Source organism: Botrimarina colliarenosi (assembly GCF_007859955.1).
GTDB lineage: Bacteria > Planctomycetota > Planctomycetia > Pirellulales > Lacipirellulaceae > Botrimarina > Botrimarina colliarenosi.
In genome coordinates, this window is record NZ_SJPR01000005.1 from 156,825 (window position 1) to 169,163 (window position 12,339).

The 12,339-nt window shown below is 65.5% G+C and carries 8 protein-coding genes; 7 read left to right on the forward strand and 1 reads right to left on the reverse strand.

What is annotated here, in order from left to right; all coding sequences use genetic code 11:
- Positions 1 to 147 precede the first annotated feature (147 nt).
- The 7 genes from Pla108_RS16865 (at position 148) to Pla108_RS16895 (ending at position 10,503) form a co-directional block, all read left to right on the forward strand.
- Entirely contained in the window at positions 148 to 600 is a 453-nt protein-coding gene (locus Pla108_RS16865) for an REP-associated tyrosine transposase (RefSeq protein WP_197526646.1), read from the forward strand.
- Positions 601 to 684: 84 nt separating this feature from the next.
- Positions 685 to 1,983 carry a glucose-1-phosphate adenylyltransferase gene (locus Pla108_RS16870; protein ID WP_146446142.1) on the forward strand — a complete coding sequence of 433 codons (1,299 nt, stop codon included), beginning with the start codon at positions 685 to 687 and terminating at the stop codon, positions 1,981 to 1,983.
- 968 nt (positions 1,984 to 2,951) lie between these two features.
- Positions 2,952 to 3,740, forward strand: a complete 789-nt coding sequence (locus Pla108_RS16875) for a toxin-antitoxin system YwqK family antitoxin (protein WP_197526647.1) — start codon at positions 2,952 to 2,954, stop codon at positions 3,738 to 3,740.
- Between the two features lie 126 nt (positions 3,741 to 3,866).
- Entirely contained in the window at positions 3,867 to 5,984 is a 2,118-nt protein-coding gene (gene ftsH / locus Pla108_RS16880) for an ATP-dependent zinc metalloprotease FtsH (RefSeq protein ID WP_231934543.1), read from the forward strand.
- 542 nt (positions 5,985 to 6,526) lie between these two features.
- Entirely contained in the window at positions 6,527 to 7,375 is an 849-nt protein-coding gene (locus tag Pla108_RS16885; protein ID WP_146446144.1) for a hypothetical protein, read from the forward strand.
- 339 nt (positions 7,376 to 7,714) lie between these two features.
- A complete protein-coding gene (gene ppk1, locus Pla108_RS16890) occupies positions 7,715 to 9,979 on the forward strand; it encodes a polyphosphate kinase 1 (protein WP_146446145.1) in 2,265 nt (754 codons plus the stop codon).
- Between the two features lie 200 nt (positions 9,980 to 10,179).
- Positions 10,180 to 10,503 carry a hypothetical protein gene (locus Pla108_RS16895; RefSeq protein WP_146446146.1) on the forward strand — a complete coding sequence of 108 codons (324 nt, stop codon included), beginning with the start codon at positions 10,180 to 10,182 and terminating at the stop codon, positions 10,501 to 10,503.
- Between the two features lie 11 nt (positions 10,504 to 10,514).
- Here Pla108_RS16895 and Pla108_RS16900 read toward each other — a convergent pair whose 3' ends face one another.
- The gene (locus Pla108_RS16900; protein ID WP_146446147.1) at positions 10,515 to 12,317 is read right to left on the reverse strand and encodes a polymorphic toxin-type HINT domain-containing protein; all 1,803 of its coding nucleotides are present in this window, start codon (positions 12,315 to 12,317) and stop codon (positions 10,515 to 10,517) included.
- Between the last annotated feature and the right edge of the window lie 22 nt (positions 12,318 to 12,339).

Below are 12,339 nucleotides of genomic sequence, written 5' to 3' on the forward strand. Positions count from 1 at the left end.
GTTTCTGACCAAACCTGTGGGAGGGGTCTCCAGACCAGTCATGTGCCAGACCAGTAATGTGGGAGGCGTCTCCAGACGCCGATAACGCGCCCCATGCCGACGCCCCCCAACCCCGCCGGAAGATCGTCCCTGCTCCGGCAAGGAAGGGTGTCTCAACCTTGGGACTGTTACGTCATCACCAAGGTCGTCCAACACCGCCGCCCGCTGCTTGCCGACGCCGGCAACGCGACCGTGATTATCGATAGCTTGCAGCACCTGCGGATATCCGATCAGGCCAAGCTCTTCGCCTTCTGTGTGATGCCCGATCACTTTCACGCAGCGGTCTGCCTGATGCCGGGCGCCGTGCTATCCGCCATGATCGGAGCCCTTTCCAAGTTTTCAGCCCGTCGAGTCAACAAGACGACGGGTCAAAGCGGCGCCTTCTGGCAAGAAGGCTTCCACGACCGGCATTGTCGGAACAGGGATGAGTTGGGAGAGCTCTGCGAGTACATTGAGCACAATCCTGTCCGAGCGGGCTTGGTCGAGGTGGCGGCCGAGTGGCGGTTCTCATCGGCGTCACCGCTTCGGCAGGACATGCTCGACCGAGAATGGTGGCCGTAATCGGCGTCTGGAGACGCCTCCCACATTTTGCTTGATCAACGTTCCTCTTCCCTCGGCGCTGCTGGCGTCCTCGCGGTTCCAACTATGAAAAACGTCGTTGCGGTGATTCTTGGTGGCGGGCGGGGCACGCGGTTGTTGCCGCTCACGGGGTACCGGTCGAAGCCGGCCGTGCCGTTGGCCGGCAAGTACCGGCTGATCGACATCCCGATCAGCAACTGCATCAACTCAGGCGTCAGCAACGCCTACGTGCTGACGCAGTTCCTGTCGGTGAGCCTGCACCAGCACATCCGCGGCACCTACCGGTTCGACGCGTTCAGCGGCGGCTTTGTCGAGATCCTCGCCGCCCAGCAGACGATCGACGACAACGCCGACATGGACTGGTACCAGGGGACCGCCGACGCGGTCCGCAAGAACCTGACCTACATCCTCGAATCGGCGTTCGACTACGTGCTGATCCTGTCGGGCGATCAGCTCTACCGGATGGACTTCCAGCGGATGCTGGCCGACCACCAACGGAGCAACGCCGACGTGACGATCGCCGCCAAGCCGGTGACCCGCAAAGAGGCTTCGGCCCTCGGCCTGATGCAGGCGGACGAGACGGGCCGCGTCACCGGGTTCGTCGAGAAGCCCAAGACGAAGGAAGAGCAGGACCTGGCCGCCGTCGACCCCGCCTGGATCGACGCCCGCGGCATCAAGAGCGAGGGCCGCGACTGCCTCGCCTCGATGGGCATCTACCTGTTCAACCGCCAGGCGTTGCTCGACTCGCTCGACGACGTTTCGCAGTCGGACTTCGGCAAAGAGATCTTCCCGTCGGTCATCCACAAGCAGCACGTGCAGCTGCACCTGTTCGACGGCTACTGGGAGGACATCGGGACGATCCGCTCGTTCTACGAGGCGAACCTCCAGATGGCCCAGCCGAACCCGCCGTTCGCGCTGGCCTCGGCCAGCTCGCCGATCTACACCCGGCCGCGGTTCTTGCCGCCGACCCGGGTCGACGGCGCGCAGATCAACGGCAGCCTGATCGCCGACGGCTGTTTCATCGAGCCGGGCGCGAAGATCGAGAACAGCCTGATCGGCCTCCGCTGCCGGATCGGCCGCGACGTGACGATCCGCAACACCGTGCTGATGGGCTCGGATTACTACGAATCGACCGCCCGCGTGGCGGAGAACGACGCCGCGGGGCTGCCGCGGATCGGCATCGGCCCCGGCGCCGTCATCGACGGGGCGATCATCGACAAGAACTGCCGGATCGGCGCCGGCGCCCGCGTGGTGAACGACGACATCCGCGAGGATTACGACTCCGAGCACGGCTGCGTCGTCCGTGACGGAGTGATTGTTGTGCCGAAGAACGCCGTGCTGCCGCCCGGCTGGCGGCTCTCGTAGCCACGGGCCTGGGGGATCGCCTGGGGGTTCGCTGGTTGACAAGGTTGATCACTCCCAGGAAGTGATCAACCTTGTCAACCAGCGACGGTAGAGAATGAAACGTGGAAGTGGGAACTTGGAAGACCCCAAGTGGGAAGGGAGCCCTAAGCGTCAGCGCCGGGAGTCGAAGCGGGTACCCGGCGCCACTCCCGGCGCTGACGCTGAGGGCTCCCCTTACAATTTAGGGCTTACCACTTAGGGCTCCCTCCACTTAGGGCTCCCCAGTCGCTTCTGTCGGCAGCGCGTCGCGTTGGGCTCGGCTGTTTGACAAGGTTGATCACTCCCAAAAGGTGATCAACCTTGTCAAACAGGTCAAACAGGGATGGCGTCGCCCTGAGATTGAGAAGGACACCGGAGTGTCCTCCCCCCGGCGTCGAGGTCGTCGTGGAGGTCGTTGGTCTAGGAAAGATAGTTAGAGACGGTTGTAGAGGAGAGAGGGGAGAGAAGTCTTCTTTCTAAGGACCTCGTGCCTTGTCAGAGCTAGAAGATGGGGTTAGCCCCATCAGCCGTTTTGGCGCTAGCCACGGTTCTTGGTGATTCAACACGACCCAAGAGAGGCGGCAGCTCTTCCAAGAGAGAGTTGGTTGGGGGGAGAGGCCCCGCGGTTCGCTGGTTGACAAGGTTGATCACCTCTGGGGAGTGATCAACCTTGTCAACCAGGTCGTCAACCAGCTCGCACGTGACGCCGCCGCGGCCCGGCCTGCCCAATCGGCGTAAGGCGTGCAATCCGAGCCGGGGCCGCCAGTTCGGGGGGGGATTTCTCGGTGTCGGGGGGCCGATCGTGGACGCGCCCGCCGCAGGCGGTAGAATGCGGGGCTAACCAGCCCCCCGGCCTCGTGGCCCGGGGCGACCGCTACCGATCCGCTGCCGACCCCGCCCTCATGTTGACCTCCTCTTCCGTGTCTTTGTTCCCATTGCGGCCAGCCGGAATGGGCTTGCGGCTCGCCGGCTTGGCGGCGTCGTTGGCGCTCGCCGTGACCGCCTCGGCCCAGGACGAGCCGAAGCCGACCGAATCACGCCGCGAATCGACCACGATCGAGCCGTACACCGGCCCGCCGATCTACCTGCCGCAAGGCGAGGCCCCGCCGCCGCCGACCGAAGTCGAGTCGCGGGTCGTGAAGGAGAACTTTCCGGAAACCGACACGCTCCGGTTCGAACGCCGGATCGTCAAGTTCTCGGACGACACGGTCGTTAGCGACGGCCCGCACAAGGAGTACTACTCCAACGGCGAGCTCTACGTGGCGGGCGAGTACGACCGCGGCAAGGCGGTTGGGACGTGGGTCTACCACCACCCCAACGGGACGGTCGCCAAAGAGGTGACGTACAAGCAGGGCCGCCCCGACGGGGAAGTGAAGGTCTTCAACGAAGAGGGCAAACTGACCGCCCGCCGCGAGTACGCCGAGGGGAAGCGGACCGGCGTCTGGGAGACCTACTCCGACGACGGCGAGCAGAAGCTCCGCGAAGAGACCTACGAAGAGGGCGTCGCGAATGGCCCGTTCCGCACGTGGTACACCAACGGGCAGATCCGCCAAGAGACGAACTTCGTCAAAGGCAAGATGGAAGGCCTCGCCACCGAGTGGACCCGCGTCGGCGACAAGCGGGCCGAGCTCAACTTCAAGAACGGCCTCAAGGACGGGGCCGCCAAGGTCTGGCAGACCGACGGCAAGGTCATCGAACAGACCTACGACGAGGGTCAGTTGGTCTCGCGGAAAGGTTGATCTCAACAGCGCGCCAACCGGTGGGGCGAGTTGGCGAACCGGGCGGCGCCGTCTAGGGTTTAGGGCGGATTGCCCACGTTAGTCGCTTCCCCTGCGCACCCACCCCCCCGTACGTCGCCCTCCGGTATGCCCGAGAAGTCTCCCCCCGACGCCAAACCCCCGAAGGGGGACTCGACGGCCAAGCCCCCGAAGGGAGACCCGTCGGCCGAATCTCCGAAGGGTGGCTCTTCGACCAAGTCTCCGAAGGGGGACTCTTCGAACAAGTCTCCGAAGGGGGACCCGTCGAAGCGCCTCGGCCCCCGGTCGGCCCCGCAAGCGGTGTGGCTGCTCGCCGTGCTGGCGCTGGGGCTGGGCTTCATGGCGATCCAGTCGCTGACGCAGTTGGCGGAGATCGACTACCGCTTCTTCTGGGAGCAGGTCGACGCCAAGAACGTCACGACGGCGGTGATCCGCGGCCAAGCGCTCTACGGCGAGTTCAAGGACCCGCCGCTGCCGCCCAAGCTCCCCGGGAGCGAGCCGTCCGCCACGCCCGCCGAGCCGCTGCCGAAGCAGTTCGTCGTCACGATCGGCCGCGGCGGCCTCGACGAAGGGCTCCGCCAGAAGCTGATCGACGGGGGCGTTTTCTTCCGCGTCGAGCAGGAGTACAGCCTCGATGGCCTGATCACGATCGTCTGGCTCGGCCTGCTGATCGGCATGGGCGTCTGGCTCTGGTCGTTCGCCCGGCGGACCCGCGACCAGATGGTCGGCGGCGGCATGCTGGGGGGCGTCACCCGCAGCCCGGCCCGCCTCTACGACGCCGAGGAAGGGGGCGGCAAGACCTTCGACGACGTCGCCGGCCTAAAGGGCGTCAAGAGAGACCTGCAAGAGATCGTCGAGTTCCTCAAAGAGCCTGAGAAGTTCCTCAAGCTCGGCGCCCGCATCCCCAAGGGGGTGCTCCTCAACGGCCCACCGGGAACCGGCAAGACGCTGCTCGCCAAGGCGATCGCCGGCGAGGCGGGCGTGCCGTTCTTCTCGATCAGCGGATCGGAGTTCATCCAGATGTTCGTCGGCGTCGGCGCCAGCCGCGTCCGCGACATGTTCAAGACCGCCAAGAAGGCGGCCCCGGCGATCCTCTTCATCGACGAGATCGACGCGGTCGGTCGCCAGCGGGGCGCCGGCCTCGGCGGCGGCCACGACGAGCGCGAACAGACGCTCAACCAGATCCTCAGCGAGATGGACGGCTTCACGCCCAACGAGACCGTCATCGTCATCGCCGCGACGAACCGCCCCGACGTGCTCGACCCCGCGCTGATGCGGCCGGGCCGGTTCGACCGCCACGTCACCGTGGATCGCCCGACGATCCAGGGGCGTGAGGAGCTCTTCGAGGTCCACACGAAGGGCGTCCCGATCGCCGACACCGTCGACTTCGCCAAGCTCGCCCGGGCGACGGTCGGCATGACCGGCGCCGACATCATGAACCTCGTCAACGAGGCCGCCCTCTGGGCGACCCGCCAGGACAAGGCGTTCGTCGAGACCGACGACTTCGAGTACGCCCGCGACAAGATCCTCATGGGCGACGCCCGTGAGGACATCCTCACCGAGAAAGAAAAACAGGTCACCGCGTTCCACGAGGCGGGCCACGCGTTGCTCGGCTGGCTCGTGCCGAACAACAACCGTGTGCACAAGGTCACGATCATCCCGCGTGGCCGCGCGATGGGCGTCACGCAGTACGTCCCGTCCGAAGACCGGCACAGCATGTCCGAGAGCGAGATCAAGTCGTACCTCGCCATGGGCATGGCGGGCCGGGCGGCCGAGATCCTCGTCTTCGGCGAACACAGCAACGGCGCGTCGAGCGACCTGAAGAACGCCACCAGCATGGCGCGGAAGATGGTTGTCCACTGGGGGATGAGCGACCGCATCGGCCCTGTGGCGTACCACACCGACCACGCCGACCCGTTCTTGGGCCGCGAGCTCGTCCAGGAAGGCCGCACCCACAGCGACCACACGGCGCGCATGATCGACGAGGAAGTGACCCGCATCCTCAACGAGGCGGCCGAGCTCGCCGACCAGACCCTCACCAAGCACCGCGACAAGCTCGAGGCGTTGGCGATGGCCCTGCTCGAGCGGGAAGAGATCGACGACGTCGATATCGCGGAACTGATCGGCCCCGCGATCGACCCCGCCGACTCGCCGCTTGGCCCCCCCCTGCCGACTTACATCACTCCCGATAAGATCACCGCCGCGCCTACCGGGCCGGCCGACTGAGAGCGTCGTGGGCCGTAGCGCCGCCGAGTCCTCTTTCGTCGGCGCGCTCGCGGGTCGACGCGACAAAGCCGGCATTCCCGTGCGTCTTCCTAACCGGGCCTCTCAGCTATCTCGCCGCCGAACGCCGAGGTCACTCCATGAGTTGCGGAATCGTCACCATCGCGACCGGACGCAAGTCCTACAAGCAGATGGCGCACGACTTGGCGTTATCCGTCCGGCGTTTCAGCCCGGGGGCAACCCGGTGATTAGACTATTTGTGGTCGATCGTTCTTCAACCGCCGCAGCCACTCGCAGCTAGCTTGGGGAGTTCAGCAGCGCCCGACTCTAAGACCCTCCGTGTGCACAGGGGGCGACGGACCCCGAGCGTTCTTCCAGAGCTTTTGAGCCCACGCGATAAGCCGACATCAATTCTCAGCCTGAGCCTGTCCTTTATGCGATCCGAATCGAATCGTGGATTAAACGCATCGATTAGCACGGCCAAGAGTTTGATCAGTGCGATTGGAATTCGCCTAAACCCAACGAATTCGGGGCGAATCCGAAACGTGATTGTTAAGGGTCGAGGCGGGCTCGGCAATCGCTTGCTGGGGGCGTTGACGGCGATTTCCGTAGCGAAGGCGTTCCGCTTTCCCGTGCACATCGATTGGACCGATCAGTACTACTCTGACGGTACTTACAACGCTTTTGACATGTTGTTCGAAACGCATGGTTTCGACCGACTCGAGGAAATGCCGGCTGGGAGCGTCTACAAAGAGGTTTGGGACGGCCGGCTCGAATGGTCGGGGTACGAGCTCACGGAGCAGCTGCAGGTCTCCTGGGATAGTGTTGTTACCGATATCACCGAGATAGCCTTATCGAGAAAGATCGCTGATAGTTATGTGTACGGCGGGTACTTCTTTGATCGACGATCGCTTGCCTCGCTCGGGATCACGCCTTCTGCGCGTCGGGTTTTTCACAAGCATCTCGCTTGGTCGGCACGTGTGAGAGAACTCTCCGATGGCCTGCCCCAACTTGATGACGCGATCGGCGTCCATATGCGTGGCACGGATCTGCACTCGAATGTACGCGTGGACAAGTTTGTCGAGGCAGTCAATCGGATCGATTCGTCGTGCCCTGTTCTGGTCTGTACCGATGATTCGGCGCTGGCGGACCAAGCTGTCCTGGCCTTTGGCGATCGCATGGTCCCCTTGGATCGCACCTACGCGGATGGCCAACCCCTACACTACCGTGGATCGGATGATTCAAAAGTGCAGACCACATTGGAGTGTGTCCGCGACCTGGTTGCGCTTTCGAAGTGCAAGCAAGTAGTTGGAACGCAAGGTTCGACGTTTTCCAGTGTCGCAGCAGACATCGTGTCACAGCAGCGTAGGCGTTTGGTCTTGGTTACTCCCTGACGCGACTGAGAAATCGCCTGCTTGGCTCGCGGCAGAGGTGGTGGGATTTCGCGGCGCCGTCCGAGGGGCATTTCGAGGAGCCGGTCGGACCGCAGTGGTCGTTTTGATCCTAATCGCCGGTCAAATTCCTAGGTTGGCGGGCTCCGCTTCGTCGCTTTTCGCGGCCGCGACGCGGGCAGGGGAGTACATTTCACCGGTAAACGCCCGTTCGGCGGGGCGTCGCCGCGGCGCCCATTTGCAGAACCGGCCCTCTTGCCGGCACAATGGGCGCAAATCCCCCAACCTGCCCGAACGCCCCCGCCGGCGTCGGCAGCCGATATTCTCCGGCCCGGCCGTCCGATGTCCGTTCCCCCGTACCAGCCCGAGCACTTCCTCAACCGTGAGTTGAGTTGGCTGGAGTTCAACGCGCGGGTGTTGGAGGAGGCGCAGGACGAGTCGACGCCGCTGCTCGAGCGGGCCAAGTTCTTGTCGATCTTTTCGTCGAACCTCGACGAGTTCTTCATGGTCCGCGTCGCGGGCCTCCGCGAGCAGGCGTTCGGCGCCATGGCGCCGCAGGACCCGCCCATCGATGGCCTGTCGGCGACCGCCCAGCTCGAGCGGATCGCCGCCAAGACGCGTGAACTGGTCGCCCGCGAATACGACTGCTGGAACCACTCGGTGCGCCCCGCCCTTTCCGAAGCGGGCGTCCGGATCCTCTCCGAGAGTGACCTCTCGATCGATCAGCGGAAGACGGTCGACGGCTACTTCCGCCAGCGCGTGCTGCCGGTGTTGACGCCGATGGCGATCGACCCCAGCCACCCGAGCCCCCGGTTCCACAACCGCGGGCTCTACCTCGCCGTTAAGCTCCGCCGCCTAAAGGGGATCGGACCGGCGCGGATGTTCGCCGTGGTGCAGCTGCCGCAGATGACGCCGCGCTTCGTCCCCACCGAGCCGGGCCAGAAGAGCGACTTCTTGCTCGTCGAAGAGGTCGTCGCCAAGCGGCTCCCCGAGGTGTTTGGCGGCTACGAGGTGCTCACGAGCGGCGCGTTCCGTGTCACCCGCGACATGGACTACGACCTCCTCGACGAGGAGGGCGACGACATGCTCCGCGCGATCGAGTCGCGTCTCCGCCAACGCCAGCGTAGCGAGGCGGTGCGCGTCGAGGCGTCGAGCGATCTCGACGACGAACTGCTGGCGATGATCGTCACCGAAGAGGGGCTCCGCGACGCCCCCGAGGGCGCCGATCCGCCCCCCTACAGCGAGGTCTACCGGATCGACGGGCCGCTCGATCTCACGTCGCTGATGACGCTCACCGATTTGGTGGGCCGTGAAGACCTTCAGGACCCGCGGTTCACGCCGCGGATCCCGCCGCAGCTGACCGATGAGAAAGACCTGTTCCGCGAGATCAGCCGCGGCGACGTGCTGCTGCACCACCCGTTCGACTCGTTCCGGCCGGTGGTGCGGTTCATCTCGCAAGCGGCCCGCGACCCGAACGTGCTGGCGATCAAGCAGACGCTCTACCGCACGAGCGGCGACAGCCCCATCATCAACTCGCTGATCGAGGCGGCCGAGGCGGGCAAGCACGTCACGGCGCTGGTGGAATTGAAAGCCCGCTTCGACGAACAAGCAAACATCTCTTGGGCGCGGAGCCTCGAGCGCGCCGGCGTCCACGTGGTCTTTGGCTTCATGGACCTCAAGACGCACTGCAAGCTCGCTCTGGTCGTCCGGCAGGAGGGGGACAACGTCCGTCGCTACGCCCACCTCGGCACCGGCAACTACAACCCGAGCACGGCGCGGCTCTACACCGACGTCGGCCTGTTCACCGCCGACGAGACTCTCACCGACGAGGTCTCGGCCCTGTTCAACTTCCTGACCGGCTACGCCCAGCACAACCTGTGGCAGAAGCTGGTCGTCGCGCCGCAAGACCTGCACGACCGCACGATCGAACTGATCGCCGAGCAGGCCGACCGCGCGCGGCGGGGCAAGAAGGCGTGGGTCTTCGCCAAGCTCAACTCGTTGGTCGACCGTGGCGTCATCGAGGCCCTCTACGACGCGTCGAACGCCGGCGTGCCGATCGACCTTGTGATCCGCGGCGTCTGCTGCCTCAAGCCGGGCCTGTCGGGCGTCTCGGAGAACATCCGCGTGCGGAGCATCGTCGACCGATTCCTCGAGCACAGCCGCATCCTGGTGTTTGGCGCCGGTTCGCGACAGCAGGTGTTCCTCTCCAGCGCCGACTGGATGCCGCGCAACTTCGAACGCCGCGTCGAGGTGATGTTCCCGATCGAGGCCGACGCGCTAAAGAAGCGGATCGTCGAAGAGATCCTGCCGGTTTATCTCCACGACAACTGCCGCGCCCGCGTTCTGGAGTCGACCGGCAACTACACCCGGGCCCGGCCGACCGGGAACGACGCACGGCACCGCAGCCAGGCCGACCTGATGCACGCCGCCGAGGGTCAAACGCCCGTCCGCTACTACGTCGAAGAGCTTGAGCCCGACGACGAGGTGGAAGAGACGCCGACACCCGATCCCAAGCCAGCGAAACAGGCCGACTCGAAGAACGGCGCGGCGGCGGAGAAGTCGGCGGCGGAAAAGCCCAAGTCCCGATCGCGGAAGAGCCGCTCCTAGAGCACGCTGCAACGCTGGCGCCGGTCGCCCTTGCGAGTGATCCGCCCGGCTCCTAAGTTCCGGCGTCGCAGCCGGGCGGCGCGTCGCCCGTGACGCGTACCGGCAGCGACATCAGGCGGCGTTGTGCACTCCCGACGCCTCGCGTACGCACCTCCGATCGGCTCCCCACGGCGTCTTCTCCCTCAACCTGGAGAAGGCGGATGGAAATCGCTACGCGGCTCACCGCCGGCGTCGTCCTCGGCACGACGCTGGTCGGCTCGACCTACATCTTCACGGCCTGCGGGGCGTGGGGCGAAGTCGCCGTCGGCGCCTTTTGGTGGGCGACCTCGGGCGCCGTCATGACGGCGGTGCTCGCATCCGGCGCTTGGTGGATGGTGCTGCGTGACACGCGCCGACACGCCGGCATGGCCGGGTTCGAAGACGCCGCGATTGAGGCGAGCAACGCCGCCGAGCCAATCGCCGGCTACGTGGGGCCCCGCGAAGTGGTTCCCCGCGACACGGCTCCGATCCGCCGGGCCGCCTGAAGCGACGCCGGCTAGCGCCTCGCCACAAGGCCCACGGCCGGCAGCCGCGGCGTGTTGTCGTGCACCAGCACGCCTTGCTCGCCGACGTAGTAGTTCGCTGCGCCCTCGACGACGAGGTTGAACGCCTCGCTGCTCGGGTAGTCGTTAACTCCGGTCACGGTGGCGGGCCCATTGACCGTGCTGAGGACGTCCCCTTCGGCGAGCTGCTTCGCCATCCGCCACCCCCGGCCAACGACCCAGAACGGGTGCCCGACGGTTGTTTGGATCGTCTGGTCACCGGCGACGACTTCGACCATGGGACTCGGCTCACGGACCGTGGTGTCGATGACCGTGCGGTAAACGAGACTGCCCCGGTGCGGATCCCGCGCCATCACAAGGTCGCCCGGCTGGAGCGTTTCGATCGCCTGCTTGCCGTCACGGGTCCAGACGGGCGTACCGGCGACGAAGCACTCGCATCGGGGGGCGGGAGGAGGCGGCAAGGGAGTAACCGCGGATTCCGTGCGGTCGTACGTCTGCGCGACAGGACGCTCGTACGGCACGTCATAGCCGCTGTACCGTTGCCAGTAGTCCCACCACCGGCGCGGTTGATCGCCGAGATTCTCGCCTGTTACCTGTTGGAGCGTCTCGATCACCCGTCCGTTGGTTGCTTCGGCTGCCTTGTTGTAAGCGGCGACCTGTGACTCAACGGACTGCGCTTCGGCGGCGAAGGCTTGCTGCGAACGAAGCAGGTCGATCCGGGCGTTGAGTAGCACGTCGACCTGTTGATCAATGCTGGGAAGCTGGCGGACCCCGTCCATCGACAGCCGCACCAGATGCTGGCGATTCACTTCCTGGTCCACTTCGCTCCCTTCCGCGTACAGGCGGTGCTCGTAGGCGATGCCTCCGGTGCTCAACGACGAAACTTGATACTCGCTTTCGATGGGGGCTCGAAGGTTCTTTAGCAAGAGCGGCATAACGTCGAACTTCTCTCGGCTCTCAAGCGCCTCGGTTGCGAGGGAGGCGATTTTTTTGTCCGCGGCGTTGGTGGCAATCCGGCACAACGACGCGGTGATGCTGGGGGAGGGGAGGTCGATCGACGCTTCGATGTACGACTCCGCGATCGCGCGCTGGCGACGAGACGAGACGTCGTTGCGGACGCCCATCGCCGCGATGCGCCGCTCGACCGGCAGGGCGGCATGCTCATCGACTTCAGCGCGGAACGCTGCGAGCGCCGCATCCTCGACGCCCCCCCGGCCTCGCTCGAGTCGCCGCAACCGCGATTCCCAAGCTTTCTCGGCTCGTCGAGCAAAGGCGACACGATTGTCCGCTTCGCGAGCGACCACCCCGTCAACCAGCCGCCCGCCACGCCATACCGAGTCGAGGGCCGATAGCGCCGCGGCGTTATCGGGGTCGGCGTGCAGCACCGCTAGCCAATGCGGGCGGGCCTCTTCGCTCAGGCCGACCCGGTCGCACCACTTGGCGAGGCGGGCGTGCGCCGCGGGGGTGTCCGTCAGTGCGGCCCGGCGCTCTTCGTATTCCTGCCGGTCAGGATTGTCGGCCGCCAGGTACTGGGCGTAGTGGGCCGTCACCCACTGCCCGTCGGTAAAGACCTCGCCCCGCTCGCCCCGCGACGGCTCGTGATCGGGGTCGGCCTTGACCGCCGCATTCAGCGCAGCTTGCCTAGCTTCCGAGTCACCGGCCAGCGTCGCCTCGATCGCTTTGGCGTGCCACTGATCGGCGGTGAGGTCGCCCCCTGTGCTTGCCCCGAGCGCGGCATTCGCTAGCAGCAATGCGGGCAAGCACGAAACGCAGAGCACTCGAACGAGACGTCGCATGGCGGTCTCCCTTTTCTCGGGG